The following is an 18,239-nucleotide window of genomic DNA, read 5'->3' on the forward strand; positions in this document are numbered from 1 at the left end:
CTTGGGATCCTGCACTTAACGCTTGATTGCCAATACGATTGCTTAACAATCCTCTCAGGGGGGGGTGGGAGCTAGGCGTGTGGCGCGCTATTCATAACAGTCCACTACGCTCCGCCCTCCGTATGGGGATTCGTAAGGGAATCATTCCCTTACGCCGTCGGAGACAAAAATACGCGCGGCGCAGGCACGCGTTTGGGCGTAGGTTGGTGGTGGCGCCTCTTTTCTGTTACCTCCGGTGGGTTAAGGATTTCATCCTTAACAATCCTCTCATGGGGGATGGGAGCTAGGCGTGTAGCGCGCTATTCATAACAGTCCACCACGCTCCGCCCACCATATGGGGATTCGTAAGGGAATCATTCCCTTACGCCGTCGGAGACAAAAAATACGCGCGGCGCAGGCATACGTTTGGCCGCACGGTCAAAAAAAGCGGGGAGAGGACTGGTGTCCTCTCCCCGCTGGAGAATCGGTATCTGCGCCCTGAGACGGCGCGGATTAGATGATGCGCTTACGGATATTCGTGACGAAGATTTCCGCAAGGATAACGATGGTGAAGATGCACAGCAGGATAACGCCCACTCGGTCCCACTCAAAGAGGTTGAGGGCCGTATCCAGTGCCATGCCGATGCCGCCGGCACCGACAAGGCCGATGACTGCGGATTCACGGACGTTGATGTCCCAGCGGAAGAGCAGGATGCCCCAGAATGCGGGGGCGACCTGCGGCCAGTAGCCCTTGAGGAGCACTGTAGGCCACGGGGCGCCCGCGGCTTTCAGGGCTTCGACGGGGCCTTCTTTGGCCTCTTCCAGCGCTTCGGCGATGAGCTTGCCGCAGAAGCCGACGGACCTGAAGCCGATGGCGACTGCGCCAGCCAGCGCGCCGGGGCCGAACATGGCCACGAACAGGAGCGCCCACACGAGGGAGTTCACTGTACGCGAGGACACGAGGATCAGCTTAGCCAGCCAGTTCAGCAGGGGCATCTTGGTGATGTTGTTGGCACCCATGAGGCCGACGGGCACGGCCAGCACAATAGCCAGCAGGGTACCCAGCGTAGCGATGTGCAGGGTTTCCATCAGGGGAACATGCAATCCCACGGGATAGTACGCCACATCAAGCGGCCACATGCGGTTAAAGAGGTCCTGCACCTGCGCGGGCGCGTCGTAGAGGAACTCCGGGATGACTTCAACGGTCCTGACGGACCACATAAAGAGCGCCACCGCACACAGATAGAACGTGAAGCGAGTCAGACGCTCGGCCGGGGTGAACCGTTCCCATTTCATCATATCATTCATCGGAACATTGCCTTCACTTTCACCGACAGAAATTCCGATACCATGATCAAGGCGATGATAGAGATCAGGATCGCGGCGAGGAAGTCGTAGTCAAAGCGCTGGAACGCGGCGAACAGGGTGCCGCCGATACCGCCAGCGCCAACGATGCCGACCATCGTGGAGTTACGCAGGTTGGCGTCGAACTGATACGAGGAGAAGCCAACGAAACGGTTGAACACCTGCGGCAGCACCGCAAAGATGAGCACGCTCATAAACGGTGCGCCGGACGCGCGGACGGCTTCCACGGGCTTGAGGCTGATTTCCTCGATGGCTTCAGCGAACAGTTTGCCGATGAAGCCGATGGACGCGAAAATCAGCGTCAGGATGCCCGCCAGCGGGCCAAAGCCCACAGCCTTCACGAACAGGATGGCGAAGATGACCGGGTGGAACGAACGGCAGATGCAAATCACCGTCCGCGCGGGCCAGGTCAGCCAGTCGGGCATCAGGTTGCGGGCGGAGCACAGGCCGATGGGCAGGGAGAACAGCACGCCAAACGCCGAGGCAATGACGGCAATCTGGATGGTCTCGAGCATATTGCGGACCAAGAGCTGCCAGCGCTCAAAATTGGGCGGAACCATTTCGCCAAGCAAGCTTGCGGCATTGGAAAAGCCCTGAATAAAGCGGCCCCACGTAATGTCCAGATACGACATGGCATACAGCGCATAGGCAATGGCCAGCAGGTAGCCCAGCCGCGCCCACCAATTTGGTTTGAAGGGCGTTTCCCTTCGCTCTGCCACCGAACTCATTGCAGCCAATCCTTGCCGCCGTAAATTTCCTGAAGATGCTCAGTACCGAGGGCATCGGGAGCGCCGTCAAAGACGACGTGTCCCTTGCTCATACCCACAATGCGGTCGGCAAAGCGCTTGCCGAGGTTCACGTCGTGGATATTGACCACCAGAGGAATATTGCGGTCCGTACAGACTTTGCTGAGCAGTTCCATAATTTCCACGGAGGTCTTGGGGTCCAGCGAGGAGGTCGGCTCGTCGGCGAGCAGGATGTGCGGGTCCTGCATCAGGGCGCGGGCAATGCCCACACGCTGGCGCTGGCCGCCGGACAGGCTGTCCGCGCGCTCGTTGGCGAACTCCAGCAGGCCCACGCTGTCCAGCAGGTGGAATGCCCTTTCGATGTCGTCCTTGGGGTACTTGCGCAGCCATGCACGCCACACAGGCAGGTAGCCAAGGCGGCCACACAGCACGTTTTCCATCACGGACAGACGCTCAACGAGGTTGAACTCCTGAAACACCATGCCGATGCGGCGGCGGGCGGCGCGCAGGTTGCTGCCGGAGAGGTTGGTGATGTCCAGGCCGGAGATGCTGATGCTGCCGCTGGTGGGATCGATGAGCCTGTTGATGCAGCGGATGAGGGTGGACTTGCCCGTACCGGACGGACCAATGATGGCCGTGGTGGAGCGTCCGCTCACTTCAAAGGAAATGCCTTTCAATACAGGCTTTCCCGCTACGTATTCCTTTACCAGGTTGTCGATGCGCAAGGAGCGCTCTGAGTCATTATTCATAGGTACGCTGTTCCAGTTCTTTACACGTATGAACCCGGAAAGGCCTTAGCCTTTCCGGGTTTTCACTCCGTCACGCCAGAAGGCGATCGGGTTTAGTTCTTTTTCTTCGCCCTCTTGGCGGCTTCCTTGGCGGCCATCTTCTTCAGGCCATCCTTGTTGTAGTAGGTGCCGGTGGATTCCGCGATGTCGCGGATGATCTTCCAGTCAGCCATGTAGGTGACGGGATAGAAGCGGTCGGCGCCCTTGAAGTTTTCCTGCATGGAAGGCGGGAAGCGGTACGTGTGGAACGCGCCAACAATCTTCTGCACCAGCTCGGGCTTCAGGTTGTGCGCGTAGCCAAAGGAAGAGGTGGGGAACTTGGCGCTGCGGTAAATGATGCGGAAGTCGTCGCGGTCGATACGGCCGGCTTCGGCCATGCGGTCGAACACGTCGGAGGCAACGGGGGCGGCGTCGTAGTCACCGTGGGCAACGCCCATGATGGACTGGTCATGCTTGCCGGAGTACATCACGCGGTAGTCCTTGTCCGGGACAAGGCCTTCCTTGGGGAAGAGCGCGCGGGGAGCGAGGTTGCCGGAGTTGGAGGATGCGGACGTGTGCGCCACGACCTTGCCCTTCAGGTCTTCCAGCTTCTTGTAGGGGCTGTCGGCGCGGACGATCATGATGAGGTTGTAGCCCTGGAAGCCGTCGGCGTAGCCCTTAACGGCCATGGGTACAAAGCCGGCCAGATTCACGGCAAAGCCGGTGGGGCCGGTGGAGAAGCCAGCGATGTGCAGGCGGCCGGAACGCATGGCCTCAACTTCGGCGGCGTTGGACTGCACGGTGTAGTACACAACGCGCTTGCCGGTGGCTTTCTCAAGGTAGGCCTGGAAATCGGCAAAGGCATCCCTGTACACTGCGGGATCTTCGACAGGCGTGTAGGTAAAGACCAGGGTGCTCGGGTCGAGCCATTCGGACTCGTCCTTGGGGCTATCCGCCACCAGGTCGCCGTCCTCGTCACAATACATTTCGTCAAGCTGACCACGGTTCAGGCAGTCACCGGCAAAGGCGACGCTAGCACTGGCAGCCATCAGCAGGACCAGAAGAGCGGTAAGAAATCTCTTGGCCATCAGAAACCCTCCAATCGGTTGTTTCAAACGGGACTCCGTTCTCGACTCTCGTACCGCGGCTTGAACCCCACACGCCGCGGCCTCCATTACACTGCAACACAGAGGATGCCCTGCATCCTCTTGGCGGGAAATTCCACGCCCGCCTGCGGTGCCCTTATATGATTTCCCCGCTTTTCACAAGATTATTACGATCTTGTATCGGTTTTTTCTATGGCAGGCGCATTTGCGATGCCCGCGAATTCCTGCGATGGTTTCTGCCCAATTTCTAATCGAATCCCCGGCGGTCAATGCCGCGCCCATGCCGGCGCGCCCTGCACCACCGCCGCCCTGACGATGAAGGAGACGTTATGCCCCTTATGCAATTGCCCCAGCTGCTCAGCACGCCCCGCACCACCGCCACCGCCCCCGGAGCGCTGTCCTCGCTCTTGACCCATGCGGCGCGGTTTGGGCCACGGGGCGTTCTTGTCCATGGGGCGAGCTTTGCCGCATCCGGCGCGCTGGCCCGCCTGCTTGGGGACTGCCCCGGCGACATGGATTGCCGCGCATGGCAGCACCCCGGCGGCGAGCCCACCCTCCATCAGCTTGCCGACCTGCTCTGCGCGGCGCGCGAGCACGGCGCAGACTGGATTGCCGCTGTAGGCGGCGGCAGCGTGCTGGATATCGCCAAAGGCTGCGCCGGGCTTTACCACCAGTCCGGCGATGTCCAGCAGTACCACGATGGCGCGGCCATCATTGGCGACACCCTGCCCTTTATCGCCGCCCCCACCACGGCGGGCACCGGCTCCGAAGCAACGCCCGTCTCGGTGCTGACCAACACCGAAACGGGCGTCAAAAAGTCCTTCCGCAGCCCCACCATGACGGCGCAGGTGGTACTGTTGGACGCAGAGCTCCTTACCGGATGCCCGGCCAAGGTCGTAGCATCGTCGGGTCTGGATGCCATGACGCAGGCCATTGAATCCTACACCAGCAGATACGCCACGTGGTTCTCGCAAACGCTGGCCCTGCGCGGGCTTACTCTCCTCGCAGAGCATCTGCCCCGCGCGTATGATGCCGCCACCGACGGAGATATTCCTCTGCCCCATGCCGAGGGCATCCTGCTTGGGAGCTTCCTTGCCGGGGTGGGCTTTGCCTCCTCGCGCCTTGGGGTGGTCCACGGCCTTGCGCACCCGCTGGGCGCGCGCTTCCACCAGCCCCACGGCCTGACCTGCGGCGTCTGCCTGCCTGTTGCCATTGAGCTGAACCGCGACACCATGGGCGCGCAATATACGGAAATGAGCGAGGCCATCGGCGCAGACCTGCTGGAAACCGTCCACGCCCTGCTGGCGCACTTTGGCATCCAGAACCCCTTTTCCGGGCAAACGCTTGCCGACCGCGACGCCGTTATTGAAGAGGTGCTGGTCTCCGGGTCCACCAAGGCCAACCCGCTGTCCATCACGCGTGAGCATGTAAACTCGCTGCTGGACCGCCTGCTGGCCTAGGCAACACGGGCGCCAACGCAGCCTACACCCAAAACGCACAATGCCCCGAACAGTCTCCTGCTCGGGGCATTATGCGTGGGTCCTCCCACAGGCCTGGGCGCTATTCCAAACGCCCTTTGCCGCGCAATGTCTCGCGAATGGTTTGGGTCACCGTCTCCCACGTCATGGGCTTGCCCACAAAGGCGTCCATCCCTGCACCAAGGAAGCGTTCCACATCCTCGTTGGTGCTGTAGGCCGTCATGGCAATGATAGGAATGTCGCAGTCCAGCACCCCGGATTCCTGCGTCCGGATGCGGCGCGTGGCCTCGTCCCCGTTCATCCCCGGCATACGGATGTCCATAAGCACCACGTCAAAACGCTGCGTGCACAGAATATCCAGTGCCTGTTGGCCGTCGCCCACGGTTGTGACGCGGTGCCCTTCCCGTTTGAGAATCATCAGCACCACGGTCTGATTGACCGGATTGTCCTCGACCAGCAGTATCTCCAGTGGCGGCAGCCCTGCATTGCGCTGCGCCGCACTGGCCTTGCCAGCCCCCTCTTTCCCACGCTTTATTTCATCATCCATAACTGCCTTGGCCATGCCGTGTTTGCAGAATTGCCCCGGACCTCTGCAAGCGCCTCCCATGCACGCCATCACACAACGCCTGTCCATCCCGCGCCCTACACTTGCAAACACACGGGAATTCCAGACGTTCCCTAGTATAGAATATACATACCGTTTTTTGTCAATGTTTCGGCCAAATCTGCCTGTCCGGCGGTGGCTTACGCCACCCCCTGCTCCCTCCACCCACAAGAACAGTGCTATTCCAATATGTTGCAGACTTGTCCACACCGCCCGGCCTCGGCCCAAAGGCCTACGCAGCGCACAGGCCGCCTTGATTTATGACACTTTTTCCTGCGTGGTCATCAACAGCTCCCCGTTGAGAATGCTTTTCAACACCCTCCTCTCTCGCCACAATCAGGCAAAACCATCCACACCCATCCGGAGTGCGCACCATCCATGCCCGCCGCGCGCGCACTTTCCTGCACCTTCGGCGCGCAGGGCGCTGTCGGCAATCTTACACTTTCCACACGCCAAAGTTTATCCCCTGCTATTCCGGCATGTTAAGAAATATACCTTGTGGACAACCATGTGGATTTTCACCCCTTTTGGGCCCATTTTTTCTAAAACGCATGAAATACTTGCGTTTTCGACTAACCCGTCAGTTTTCCAACACCCCTTTACCTCATGGCGCTTTTGGACTATGCTTCTAGAAATTATCTGCTTTTCATAAGCACTTCAAATTACTACTGATTTTCTTCCTCTTCGAGGCGTTTCGGCACTGGTGAACCCGGTGCGAATCCGGGGCGGTTCTGCCCCTGTAACCCGCGCCGCCGCTGGCGGACATGGCGACCACCACACCGCCACCCAGCAGCCCCGCGGGAAGCCAGACCACGGTCCGAAGCACTCTAAAGAAAACGAAGCGCCAACGCGGCGCGTGGCGGCTTCGTGTCTAACTCTCCAACGCGTTAGGAATGCAGTACATGCAACCCTGGAAATCCGTTCGTGGCTTTGAACGCTTTAGCTTGTGCGACTGGCCGGGCAAAACCTGCTGTGTCATCTTTCTTGGCGGGTGCAATCTGCATTGCCCCACCTGCCACAATGCCACCATGGCATGGCACCATGAAACGCTGCCAACCCTCGACCAATCCGCCATGATGCGCTTTTTGCAAAACCGCACCAAATGGCTGGACGGTGTCACCATCACTGGCGGCGAACCCACCACCGTGGACGGTCTGGAGACCATCCTCGCCGACATTCACGCACTGGGCTATGCCATCAAGCTCGACACCAACGCCATGAATCCCGGCGTGGTGGCCGACATGCTGGCAACGGGCTACGTCACCACCTTTGCCGTGGACGTCAAAGGCCCCTACGAAAAATACCCGGCCCTTACCGGCAACGCCGTCTCCGCCGAAACGGCGCAGCGCAATGTTGAGCGTATTTTCGCCATGGCGCAGGACAACCCCGGGCGCTTTTATTTCCGCACCACCCGGGTGCCCCTGCTCACCGATACGGACATCGAAACGGTCCGCGGGTACCTGCCCGCCGGCTTCCCCCTCACCGAACAAAAATACATAGAACCTCGGAGGACGTCAGATGCCCAGACAGATTCTGAAACGGGACGGATGCATGGAGACGTGGTCACTGGAGCGGATTGCGAGTGCCATCCTGAAGGCGCTGCAAGCCAACGGGGTGAAGGATCCGCTGCTCTCCAAGCGACTGGCTCGTAAGGTCGAATCCAAGCTGAGCGGCATCGAAGTCGCCGAGCAAGAGCACGTGCAGGACCTCGTGGAGCAGGTCCTGATGGAATCCCGCATGTACGGGGTTGCCAAGAAATATATCATCTACCGTGAACGCCGCCGCGAACTGCGCGCCCACGACAACGCCTATCTGGACGTCAAGGACACCATCGACACCTACCTGTCGAAGGCGGATTGGCGCGTGGCGGAAAACGCGAATATGTCGCACTCCTTTCAGGGGCTGATGCTGCACTTGTCCGGTTCCATCCAGGCGCGCTATGCACTGGAGAAGTATCCGGAAGAAGTCCGTCAGGCGCATGAGCACGGCTATTTTCACATCCACGACCTGTCCTTTGGCCTCGCCGGATACTGCGCAGGCTGGAGCCTGCGCGACCTGCTGCTGGAGGGCTTCAACCTTGAGGGCCGTTCCTGCGCTGGTCCCGCACGGCATTTTGACTCCGCCCTTGGGCAGATGGTCAACTTTCTCGGCACGCTCCAGAACGAGTGGGCCGGGGCGCAGGCCTTCAACAACGTGGACACCTACCTCGCGCCCTTTATCCGTCACGACGGGCTGGACTACGAGCAGGTGCGTCAGGCCATGCAGAAGTTTGTGTTCAACCTGAACACCACCTCGCGCTGGGGCGGCCAAAGCCCCTTCACGAACATGACCTTTGACCTCGCCTGCCCCAAGCACATCCGCGACGAGGCCGTCATCATTGGCGGCAAGCTGCAGGACGCCACCTACGGCGACTTTCAGCAGGAGATGGACTGGATCAACCGCGCCTTCCTTGAGGTTATGCTCGACGGCGACTACCACAAGCGCATTTTCTCCTTCCCCATTCCCACGTACAACATCACGGCGAACTTCCCGTGGGAATCGGAAATCGGCGAATTGCTCCTGAAGCTGACGGCCAAGTACGGCGTGCCCTACTTCCAGAACTTCATTAATTCCGACCTGGACCCCGAGGACGTGCGCTCCATGTGCTGCCGCCTCAAGATGGACCTGCGCGAACTGCGCAAAAAGGTCGGCGGGCTGTTTGGCGCGGGCGACCTGACCGGCTCCATCGGCGTGGTGACCCTGAACCTGCCCAAGCTGGCCTATCTGGCGCAGGGCGAGGAAGACTTCCTCGACATCATCACCGAGTACGCCACCATGGCGCGCGACTCGCTGGAGTTCAAACGCAAGCTCATCAACGACAACCTTGAGCGCGGCATGTTCCCGTGGTCCCAGCGCTACCTGAAAAATGGCTTCGACGGTCACTTCTCCACCATTGGACTGGTGGGCGGCCATGAAGCCTGCCAGAACCTGCTGGGCAAGGGCATTGAAACCGAAGCAGGCACCCGCCTGATGCAGCGCGTGCTGGAGCACCTGCAGGAGCTGACCTCCCACTTCCAGGAGGAGACCGGGCACCTGTACAATCTGGAAGCCACCCCGGCCGAGGGCACCAGCTACCGCCTCGCCAAGATTGACAAGCAGCTGTACAAGGAAATCAATTCCTCGGGCAACGGCGTGCCGTACTACACCAACTCCACGGCCCTGCCCGTCGGCATCTCCAACGATGTTGTGTTCGCTCTGGAGCATCAGGACAAGCTCCAGCCGATGTATACCGGCGGTACGGTGTTCCACACCTACCTTGGTGAAGCCGTCTCCGACACCACGGCCCTCAAAAACTTCATCGTCAAAACCTTCACCAATACGAAGCTGCCCTTCCTGTCCATTACGCCCACGTTCTCCATCTGCAATGAGCATGGGTACATTGCTGGAGAGCACTTCACCTGCCCCACCTGCGGTCAGGACGCCGAGGTCTACACCCGCATTGTCGGGTACTACCGCCCCGTGTCCCGCTGGAACAAGGGCAAGCAGGCGGAATACGACGACCGCGTTGTGTTCCACGAAGTCTGCGACCGCTGCTAAACGCGGCGCACTGTAAAAGAGACGCGGCCCCGGCACATCTGTGCCGGGGCCGCTTTTTTGTCGCCTGCCACGCTCTGCGCGGTATGCGCATGCCTGCCTAGAAGCGCTCGAAGTCGTCGTCAGCGTCACCGTCCATATCAAGGGCGACGCCGCTGCCGCCGGCCCCATCGGAGGATGCCCCGCCGCCACCGGACGACTTGGACTTGGACCCGCCACTGATGGGCTTTGCCGCGCTGAGCTGACGGTTGGGACCTGCCGAACGCGACGGCAACGCGCGGGATGCGCCGGAGCCGTTGCTCTTCAGCTTAAAGAACGCCATAGTCTGCTGCAGCTGTTCGGCCTGGCTGGACAGTTCCGTCGATGTAGACGCCATTTCCTCGGCTGCGGCGGCGTTTTGCTGCACCACCTGATCCAGCTGCTGGATGGCCTGATTAATCTGCTCCGCGCCGGAATTCTGCTCGTTGCTGGCGGCGGCAATTTCCTGCACCAGCTCGGCGGTGCGCTTGATGTCCGGCACCATCTTGGACAGCATATTCCCGGCCCGTTCGGCCACTTCCACACTGGAGGACGACAGTTCGCTGATTTCCGCTGCGGCGGCGCCACTGCGCTCGGCCAGCTTGCGGACTTCGGCGGCCACAACGGCAAAGCCCTTGCCGTGCTCGCCCGCGCGGGCGGCCTCAATGGCGGCGTTGAGGGCCAGCAGGTTGGTCTGCCGCGCAATTTCCTCAATGATGGAAATCTTGTCGGCAATCTGCTTCATGGCTTCCACAGTGTCGATAACGGCCTTGCCGCCGGTTTCGGCGTCCGTAGCGGACTGGATGGCCATTTTTTCGGTCTCAAGGGCATTTTCCGCATTCTGGCGGATGTTGGCGGTCATCTCTTCCATACTGGAGGAGATTTCCTCAACGGATGCGGCCTGTTCCGTCGCGCCCTGCGACAGGGACTCGGACGAAGCCGACAACTGCTGACTGCCGGACGAGACGTTCTCGCCCGCGCTTTGGACGTCGCCCACCACTCCAGCCAGACGCTTCAACATATTCTTCAGGGCGTCGGCCAGTGCGCCAATTTCGTCGCGCTGTTCCAAATCAATGCTTGCATCAAGGTCGCCCTGCGCAATGGTCTGGGCAAAGTGCACGCCCTTGCGCACGGGGACCGTAATCGCCCGCGTGATGAGGAAGGCGGCCAGTATGCCGATAACACCCGCCACACCTGCGCCGGTGAAGACCATGGAGTTGGACGACGCCATCTGGGCGTCCATCTTCATCTTCTGGTCATCGCGCGCCGCAATGCACACGCTGCGCGCCTCTTCGGCGGCGGCGACCATGCGCTCCGTGGCTTTCTCCTGTTCGCGCATCTTGCTCACATATTCGTTAAAGGAGGCGTAATACTTGCTCACGGCCTCCTCAACGCCCTTTGCGGCCTCAATGTCCACAGGGTCCTTGAAGATGGTTTGCAATTCTTGCGCCTTGCCAACAATGAACTCCACATTCTCCGACACCATCTGGAAGTAGCGGTCCTCGCCGGTCAGGATGACTTCCTTCTCGTTCTTGCGGGCATCCTTAAACTGCTGGATGAAGGTTTCCGCCACATCGGCGTTGGCCAGCTTGGCATTGAGTTCTGCCACGGATGCGGTTCCGGATTCCTGCATTTCGCGGAACTTGCTTTTCTGTTCGGCGCTGATTTTCTCGCACTGGATGAGAGCTTGGTCCGCAAGGGCGCGCATGGTGTTCATAATATCATCGCGTTCTCCTTGCAGAGACACGTATTCCTCAAACACATCGGAATAGCTTTGCACCTTGTCAGTGATGGCGTCGGCCTGCTCAATGTTCACGGGATCGCTGAACGTGGAACGCAGTTCCTTGGTGTCGGATAGGATTTTCTTAAATATCTTGGCCTGTTCTGCCCTAGCCGCTTCATCCTGATCCATCATGTATTTTGTTACCGCCAGCCGTGCTTCCAGCAGGTCCTTGACGATGCGGTTGACCCCGTCGGCCTTGACCACCCGTTCCCCAACGGCGGACATGCCCCGAATGCCAACCATCGCCACAACGACGGTGAGCACAAGGACCACACAGAATCCGAGACTCATTTTGATGCCGAGCTTCAAGTGTTTAAACATGAAGACCCCTCCGGTTTATTGGTCCGGCCCGCGACCACACGGGCATGCGAACGCCACGTCCTGCCACTGCATCATCAAGAAGTGTTCCAAATATTGATCATACTGTATGCATTACATTTCAGAATGTTACTGAGAAGAACCCTTCACACCGCCTGCGCCCACAGCGCACAGTGCGATAAAATCACACTGCATTGCGACAAAATCGCAAACCGCTACAGGTCCTCCCGCCGCCAATACTGCCGCAGCAGTTGGTAGAAGCGTGCGCTTTTCAGGCCGGAGAGGGCCATGGCCCGTTTGGCGTCGCCCTCCACAAACGCCATCAGCGAGCGAATATACCGCCGCTCCGCGTCCTCCATGACCATGCGCCGGTACTCCTTCCACGGCTGACCGGGAAACACCTCCACCGCATCGCCGCCGCATGGCGCGGATTGCTCGGCCTGCGCAGTATCGCCCACGGCGCAGCGGGCATACCGGACCTTGAATTCCACGGGCAAATGATGCGGGTACAGCGTTGGCTCGCTCCCCGCCGCAAGGGCCGCAGCGCCCAGCACCTGCCGCAGTTCGCGCACATTTCCCGGCCAATCCGACGCCGCCAAAACGCCCAAAAACTCCGGGCTGGCCCCCTTCACCGGCTCCCCGGCCTCATGCGCCAGCCGCGCCAGCAGATACACGGCCAAAGAGGCAATATCCTCACGCCGGTGCCTCAGCGGCGGCAGCCGCAACACCAGCGACTTGAGCCGAAAAATCACATCATCGCGGAACGCGCCCGTGGCGGTCATCACGTCGAGGTCGCGGTTGGTCGCGGCGATAAGGCGGAAGTCGCTCTCCTCCTCGTGCGAGGCCCCAACGGGCCTAAAGCGCCGCTCCTGCAACACGCGCAAAAAAGTGGACTGCACATCAAGGGGCAGCTCCCCCACCTCGTCGAGGAAGAGCGTGCCGCCGTGCGCCTGCTTGATGAGTCCCGCGCGGGTCATGTCCGCCCCGGTGAACGCGCCGCGCACATGCCCAAAGAGCAGACTCTCGGCCAACCCCTGCGGCAACGCCGCGCAGTCCACCACCACAAACGGACGGCTGGCCTGCGCCGATGAGCGGTGGATGCACCGCGCAATGAGGTCCTTGCCGGTTCCTGTTTCGCCGGTGATGAGCACATCCGCCCGCGTCTGCGCCGCGCGCGCCGCCTGCTCCAAGCACTCGCGCAGTGCCGGGCTGCTGCCCACAATGTCGCATCCATGCAGGCGCGGCGCACTGCCCGAATCGCGCTGGCCCCGGTACTGGAGCGCCCGGCGCAGGGAGTGCGTCATCCGGTCCAGCGAGCAGGGCTTGACGATAAAGTCCCACGCGCCGCCGCGCATGGCGCGTTCGGCCACGTCGGGGTCGTTTGCCCCGGTCAGGACGATGACCTCCGGCCCGCCATGCCGCCCCCGCAGCGCAGGCAGCATGGCCAGCCCATCGCCATCAGGCAGGCGCACATCCAAAATAACAATATCAAACGCCTGCGCTGTGCTGGCCGCACGCGCCCGTTCGCACGACGCCGCCGCCGTGATGTCGTGCCCCTGCCGCGTCAGGGCATTTTTCATGTAGTCCCGAACAAACGGGTCATCGTCCACGACCAGAACCCGCGCCATACGCCTCCCCTTGGTGCTCCATACGCCGTATACTGGGCATGGATAGTGACCTTGTATTCTACCGCATCTCTGCCCCTGCGCCAACGCCTGTGCGATTTTTTCGCACTGCCGCCGCGCAGAAAAAAAGCGCCCCGGCATCGCCAAACGATGCCGGGGCGCTCAGGCGCAGTATCCTTGAAAGTGTCAGGAGGATTCGTAATGCAGCATGCTCGTTCCCTGCGGCACGCCGCACAGCCCCGCCACCTTGGGGCACTTGGCCTTAAAGGCAAAAAACGCGTCGGCAAAATTATCGCGCAGGGCCTCAAAATTACCCTGCCCCTTACTCAGCACCACATCCACCGACGCCATGCGGTCCACAAAGCCCGGCGCGCAGCGCTCCAGCACCGTGCCCGGCGTATCCACACCCGAGGAGACCACCTCGCACAGGTCCGTCATACCCACAAGGCGCGCGTCCTGCATGGTGGCGTCGTTGATGATGGGGACGCCGCGCACCACGTAGGTCACCACGCACCCGGCCTCGGCCAGCTGGCGGACCAGCAGGGTGTCAAAGGCGATTTCCCCGGCGTTGTCGCCCAGAATCATCACGCTGGCCCCCGGAATGAGGCGCTGGCGGAGCATGGCGTAGGTGGTGTCGTCCACAGCGCCGATATCCTCGCGCGACAGGGCGTCCTCCACATCCACCACCAGCTGGACGCCCGCGTCCATGTAGTTGCCGATGATGGACACGCCAAGGGCGGCCCGCAGCGGGTCCGCCTGCTGACGCACCAATTCCTCCAGCCGGGGCAGCAGGCGCATGGCCTGCATATTGGATTGCTCCTTGTACCCGCGGAAGGGGTCCACATCGCCAACAGAGTCGGCCAGCAAGGCGTACAGCCGCCCGGCCAATGCCGGAGGCGACAAGGTGAGGTCCAGATTGGCAAATTCCGCCGCCCACTCCTGTACTACACGCTGGTGAATATCCTCCCGCGCGGGCGCGGCAAGGCGCGCGCCTTTCAGCGCCTGCGTCAGAAAACACGGCAGACAATCAAGTGATGTATGCATTCGCTCCTACTTTCCGGGCTATTCCATGAGATAATCGGTTACATTCTCCACATAGCTGCTGATGGCCTGACGGTGCTCGTCGTCCATCTCCTGAAACATGAGGCCTATATACATCCGATTTTTATGAAGGGAAATGTTCTTCACCTTGCCCGTCAGGGCGACGGGCATATCCGTGCCCATCATGGTGAAGGTCAGCTCCACCTTTTCATCCACGGAGAACGACGGCAGGCCGTTTTCATCCTCCTTGGAATCCAGCACCAACTGACAGCCGCCAGCGCTGAGGTTCAGCATCATGCCTGTCACGCGGATGTACTGCCCGTCGCTGCCTGCCCCGCCAAGCTCAATGGGCAGAAAGCAGTCCACACGCTGGGCCTTGCGCAGGTTCAAAGATTCGATGGTCTTCGGATATTTGAGGAACAGCAGCCGGTACGGCGCGGACAGGTTCCACACCACCTCGGACCCAAAGCCATACACCTGCCCCTCGTGCAGGTAGCGCACCGTCACGGGCTTTTCCACGTACAGGAAGTCGTTAAGCCCCGGTATCCTCGGCACCTTCACGATGAGGTAGCTGCCCCGGACCATGCCCACAAAGTCCGACTTGAACCTGTCGCCCATACCGGCGGGTTCCACCAGAATCTTCGTGCCGATGCTGATGTTCAGCATCGCGGCGTCGTGCGTTTCCGAGCCTTTTCGTTGCTGCGCCACTCGTTATCTCCCGGTCTTTTGGGGGAAGGCAGGAGCGCGCCGCGCCCCTGCCTGTATCCTACGCCAGTACGGCGGGGGGCGCGCCGCCCTGCCCTGCGCGGTCAGTACCGCTCAAACGCCCCTGCCCCATCCGGCGCATCCTCACCCTGTGGCAAGGCCTGCGCCGCTTCCGCGCCGGACCCGTTAACCTGGAAAAAGCCCATGGTCCGCCGCAATTGTTCGCTCTGTCCCGCCAGTTCCTCGGATGTGGACGCCAGTTCCTCCGAGGCCGAGGCGTTTTGCTGAATCACTTGATCAAGCTGCTGAATGGCCTGATTAATCTGCCCAGCCCCGGCGTTCTGCTCCTCGCTGGCGGCTGCGATTTCCTGCACGAGGTCCGCCGTCTTGCGGATTTCCGGAACCAGCTCCTTCAGAAGTTCTCCGGCCTGTTCGGCCACACTGACGCTGCGCTCAGACACCTCGCTGATTTCCGCGGCCGCCTGCCCGCTGTGCTCGGCCAGCTTGCGCACCTCCGAGGCCACAACGGCAAAGCCCTTGCCATGATCACCAGCGCGCGCGGCCTCGATGGCGGCGTTCAGCGCCAGCAGGTTCGTCTGCCGGGCAATGTCCTCCACGATGGTGATTTTCTCCGCAATGTCGCGCATGGCCTGCACGGTTTGCTCCACAGCGCCGCCGCCATCCTGCGCCTTTTGCGCCGCGCCTGCGGCCATGCCTTCCGTGGCGCGGGCGTTTTCGGCGTTCTGCCGGATATTGGCCGCCATCTGCTCCATGCTGGACGACACCTGCTCCACGGACGCGGCCTGCTCCGTTGTCCCCTGCGACAGGCTCTCGGACGACGCGGACAGTTCCTCACTGCCTGCGGCCACATTATCCGTGGCGGACTGCACATCCCCCACAATCTCCCGCAGGCGTCCGGCCATATCGCGGAGCGCGGCGGCCAGCTGCCCCACTTCGTCCTTTTGATCCACATTAAGGGTTGCGCCAAGGTTGCCGCGCGCCACCTGCTGGGCAAAGTCCACGCCCTTGGTCAGCGGCCGCGCAATGCCCGTTGCCAGCAGAAGCGCCACCACCACAAGCACGGCCGCAATAATCAGTCCCGTGTACACCACAGACCACGCCAGCGCGCGGATAGGGGCAAGCACCTCCGCGTAGTCAATTTCCGCAATAACAGCCCACGTCGCCCCGCCCACCTGCACCGGGGCATAGGCGGAGAGCACATCGTTGCCGTTGTAGTCCTTGATAACCTCGCCACCTTCCTTGCCCGACAGCGCTAGCGCCACGGCCTTGGTGTCGACACCGTTTTGGGCCACCGTTCCGGCAAAGGACGCCAGCACGCTGTGCCCCTCCGGGTCCAGAAAGGAATCCGAACGCATCCGCTTATCCGGTCCCACAAGGTAGGTTTCTCCGGTCTCCCCCATGCCCTCACGCTCCTGCATAATGGCATTGATGGACGACAGCGACACCTGAAGCGCAATAACAAGCTCCACCTTGCCGCCATGCACGATGGGCTGGGCAATGAAGGCCGCCGGTTCGCCATCACTTGGCGCGTACGGCGCAAAGTCCGCCATGCCGAAGGTTTTGGTCTCCATCACGCGGCGAAACAGCTCCCCAAGGTTGGAGTCCGCATATTCGCCGTCCATGAAATTCGTCCTATAGTCAGCCTCCTGCGCCACGGTGTAAAAGGCGTCCCCCTGCGGGGTGAACAGGAACAAATCGTAGTAGCCGTACAGTTCCACATAGCGCTTGTAGAAGTAGGTGCCGTCCTCATCCTTGGGGCTGAAGGCTTCGGCCACGTCAATGTCCGCCAAAATCGCCCACGTATGCCCGCCAACCTGCACCGGCGCAAAGGCGGACAGCACCGGATTGCCATTGTAGTCGCGCACCACATCTGCCCCGGTTTCGCCCTCCAGCGCGCGGCGCACAGCCTCGGTCCGCACGCTGCCCTGCTGTGGATTGGCAAAGGACGCCGCCACGGAGTGCCCCTGCGGGTCCAAATACGAATCCGAGCGCATCAGGTAGTCCGGACCGACGAGGTATACCTCGCCCGTTTCGCCCATGCCGCTGCGCTGCTCCATGATTTCCGCCACAGCCAGCGATGACACCTGCGCCGCCACCACACCGACAATGCCGCCGTCGGCGCTATGGATGGGCGCGGCCACAAACTGCGACGGCAATCCCCCACTTGGGGCATAGGGCCGCATCTCGGACAGCACGGCGCGGTTTTCCTCCATGGCCCGCGTCCACACATCACGCAGGGGCGAGTCCACCTCACCCACCCGCTGGGCAAAGTCCGCCTCCTTGGCAACGGAGTACACCACATCGCCATAACGCGGCCCCAGCAGGAACACGTCGTAGTATCCGTAGGCGCTGACGAACGTTTCAAACATTGGGGCAAAGCGCTCGTGCACCGCGAGGTACTGCGGCGGGGCCACAAAGCGCCCTTCTCCCTCGCCGCGCATCTGCGCCTGTGGGTCAAAGGCGCGCACAAAGGCCGTGTACGCCTGCGCTGTGGCGGGGTTTTCCGCCATGACGGTCATATCGCTGAGGCGTTCGGCGAAGAAGCGTTCAATCTGCTGCTGGCGCACATCGCGCACGGAGCGCAGTTTGGTCATGGCCTCGCGGCGCAGCGTGGCCGCGGTTTCCGCAAGGACGCCGGCATCCCCCTGCCGCTCCGCAAAGTAGCGCGTGATTTGCGCCTTTTTTATCTCGCGCATGGAGCGAAGCTGCCCATACGATTTTTCCATAAGTGCCTGTGTCGCCTTGTTTGATGCCCACCACCCGATGAACAGCAGCGGCACCAACCCCGCACACAGAAGCAAAAGCGTCAGCTTCGGCTTCATCTTGATGTTCGCGAGCAAACGCATGATTGGCCCCCTTTGACCTAAGCTCCGTGCCAGCGGCACGCGTATCACAGTCCCCCAACTTCGGATGGTAGCACAGCATGGTGGATTCTCACAACGCTGGCGGGGGTTGTGGGAGGGTGAGGTGCGAATGTCAAGGCGTTTGGGGAGGAAGGGTGAGCAGAAAGGCGGGAGCAATGGTGGGGGGGAGGGAAGCGCGAGGAGACGGGCGCAACGGTGGCGGGTGGTGGAGGTGTTGCGTCATGGTTCAATACCTCCGGTGGCTTA

13 protein-coding genes and 1 pseudogene are annotated in these 18,239 nt (G+C 61.2%); 3 read left to right on the forward strand and 11 right to left on the reverse strand.

The window, feature by feature from the left end; genetic code table 11:
* Positions 1-492: 492 nt before the first annotated feature.
* The 4 genes from phnE (ACY69P_RS03945) to phnD all read right to left on the reverse strand — a co-directional run bounded on the left by phnE (ACY69P_RS03945) (position 493) and on the right by phnD (position 3,945).
* Complete coding sequence (phnE, locus tag ACY69P_RS03945; protein ID WP_459898480.1) at positions 493-1,287, reverse strand: phosphonate ABC transporter, permease protein PhnE; 795 nt, start codon at positions 1,285-1,287, stop codon at positions 493-495.
* The gene (gene phnE, locus ACY69P_RS03950; RefSeq protein WP_459898479.1) at positions 1,284-2,072 is read right to left on the reverse strand and encodes a phosphonate ABC transporter, permease protein PhnE; all 789 of its coding nucleotides are present in this window, start codon (positions 2,070-2,072) and stop codon (positions 1,284-1,286) included. Before phnE (ACY69P_RS03950) ends, phnE (ACY69P_RS03945) begins: the two co-directional genes overlap by 4 nt.
* Positions 2,069-2,839, reverse strand: a complete 771-nt coding sequence (phnC, locus tag ACY69P_RS03955) for a phosphonate ABC transporter ATP-binding protein (RefSeq protein WP_459898477.1) — start codon at positions 2,837-2,839, stop codon at positions 2,069-2,071. The genes phnE (ACY69P_RS03950) and phnC overlap by 4 nt, the downstream gene beginning before the upstream one ends.
* Before the next feature lie 92 nt (positions 2,840-2,931).
* The gene (gene phnD, locus ACY69P_RS03960) at positions 2,932-3,945 is read right to left on the reverse strand and encodes a phosphate/phosphite/phosphonate ABC transporter substrate-binding protein (protein WP_459898475.1); all 1,014 of its coding nucleotides are present in this window, start codon (positions 3,943-3,945) and stop codon (positions 2,932-2,934) included.
* Between the two features lie 347 nt (positions 3,946-4,292).
* On the opposite strand from phnD, the gene ACY69P_RS03965 reads away from it, so the two are divergent.
* On the forward strand, positions 4,293-5,423 hold the full coding sequence (locus ACY69P_RS03965) for an iron-containing alcohol dehydrogenase family protein (protein WP_462326648.1): 1,131 nt from the start codon (positions 4,293-4,295) through the stop codon (positions 5,421-5,423).
* 100 nt (positions 5,424-5,523) lie between these two features.
* Here ACY69P_RS03965 and ACY69P_RS03970 read toward each other — a convergent pair whose 3' ends face one another.
* Positions 5,524-6,003 (reverse strand): response regulator, encoded by a 480-nt coding sequence (locus ACY69P_RS03970; RefSeq protein WP_459898472.1) that lies wholly within the window; start codon positions 6,001-6,003, stop codon positions 5,524-5,526.
* A gap of 944 nt (positions 6,004-6,947) precedes the next feature.
* On the opposite strand from ACY69P_RS03970, the gene ACY69P_RS03975 reads away from it, so the two are divergent.
* Together ACY69P_RS03975 and ACY69P_RS03980 are read left to right on the forward strand one after the other, a co-directional pair.
* Positions 6,948-7,697 (forward strand): anaerobic ribonucleoside-triphosphate reductase activating protein, encoded by a 750-nt coding sequence (locus ACY69P_RS03975; protein WP_462326649.1) that lies wholly within the window; start codon positions 6,948-6,950, stop codon positions 7,695-7,697.
* The gene (locus tag ACY69P_RS03980; protein ID WP_462326654.1) at positions 7,597-9,621 is read left to right on the forward strand and encodes a ribonucleoside triphosphate reductase; all 2,025 of its coding nucleotides are present in this window, start codon (positions 7,597-7,599) and stop codon (positions 9,619-9,621) included. Before ACY69P_RS03975 ends, ACY69P_RS03980 begins: the two co-directional genes overlap by 101 nt.
* A 97-nt stretch (positions 9,622-9,718) precedes the next feature.
* On the opposite strand, the gene ACY69P_RS03985 is transcribed toward ACY69P_RS03980, so the two are convergent.
* From ACY69P_RS03985 to ACY69P_RS04010, 6 genes and pseudogenes are all read right to left on the reverse strand, one after another.
* Positions 9,719-11,740, reverse strand: a complete 2,022-nt coding sequence (locus ACY69P_RS03985) for a methyl-accepting chemotaxis protein (RefSeq protein WP_462326650.1) — start codon at positions 11,738-11,740, stop codon at positions 9,719-9,721.
* Between the two features lie 212 nt (positions 11,741-11,952).
* Entirely contained in the window at positions 11,953-13,365 is a 1,413-nt protein-coding gene (locus ACY69P_RS03990) for a sigma-54-dependent transcriptional regulator (protein ID WP_462326651.1), read from the reverse strand.
* Between the two features lie 183 nt (positions 13,366-13,548).
* Positions 13,549-14,406: a damage-control phosphatase ARMT1 family protein gene (locus ACY69P_RS03995; protein WP_462326652.1), complete on the reverse strand. Its 858-nt coding sequence runs from the start codon at positions 14,404-14,406 to the stop codon at positions 13,549-13,551.
* A gap of 18 nt (positions 14,407-14,424) precedes the next feature.
* On the reverse strand, positions 14,425-15,111 hold the full coding sequence (locus ACY69P_RS04000) for a flagellar brake protein (protein ID WP_462326653.1): 687 nt from the start codon (positions 15,109-15,111) through the stop codon (positions 14,425-14,427).
* Positions 15,112-15,212: 101 nt separating this feature from the next.
* Entirely contained in the window at positions 15,213-16,949 is a 1,737-nt protein-coding gene (locus ACY69P_RS04005; protein ID WP_462326655.1) for a methyl-accepting chemotaxis protein, read from the reverse strand.
* Positions 16,929-17,975 (reverse strand): annotated as a pseudogene (locus tag ACY69P_RS04010) (cache domain-containing protein); the annotation flags it as partial. The pseudogene ACY69P_RS04010 and the gene ACY69P_RS04005, both read right to left, overlap by 21 nt.
* Between the last annotated feature and the right edge of the window lie 264 nt (positions 17,976-18,239).

The organism is Desulfobaculum sp. (assembly GCF_054921475.1).

Bases quoted from the DNA above. Each gene is read 5' to 3' on its own strand.
- phnE (WP_459898480.1), bottom strand. From the start codon at position 1,287: ATGAATGATATGATGAAATGGGAACGGTTCACCCCGGCCGAGCGTCTG.
- phnE (WP_459898479.1), bottom strand. From the start codon at position 2,072: ATGAGTTCGGTGGCAGAGCGAAGGGAAACGCCCTTCAAACCAAATTGG.
- phnC (WP_459898477.1), bottom strand. From the start codon at position 2,839: ATGAATAATGACTCAGAGCGCTCCTTGCGCATCGACAACCTGGTAAAG.
- phnD (WP_459898475.1), bottom strand. From the start codon at position 3,945: ATGGCCAAGAGATTTCTTACCGCTCTTCTGGTCCTGCTGATGGCTGCC.
- ACY69P_RS03965 (WP_462326648.1), top strand. From the start codon at position 4,293: ATGCCCCTTATGCAATTGCCCCAGCTGCTCAGCACGCCCCGCACCACC.
- ACY69P_RS03970 (WP_459898472.1), bottom strand. From the start codon at position 6,003: ATGGCCAAGGCAGTTATGGATGATGAAATAAAGCGTGGGAAAGAGGGG.
- ACY69P_RS03975 (WP_462326649.1), top strand. From the start codon at position 6,948: ATGCAACCCTGGAAATCCGTTCGTGGCTTTGAACGCTTTAGCTTGTGC.
- ACY69P_RS03980 (WP_462326654.1), top strand. From the start codon at position 7,597: ATGGAGACGTGGTCACTGGAGCGGATTGCGAGTGCCATCCTGAAGGCG.
- ACY69P_RS03985 (WP_462326650.1), bottom strand. From the start codon at position 11,740: ATGTTTAAACACTTGAAGCTCGGCATCAAAATGAGTCTCGGATTCTGT.
- ACY69P_RS03990 (WP_462326651.1), bottom strand. From the start codon at position 13,365: ATGGCGCGGGTTCTGGTCGTGGACGATGACCCGTTTGTTCGGGACTAC.
- ACY69P_RS03995 (WP_462326652.1), bottom strand. From the start codon at position 14,406: ATGCATACATCACTTGATTGTCTGCCGTGTTTTCTGACGCAGGCGCTG.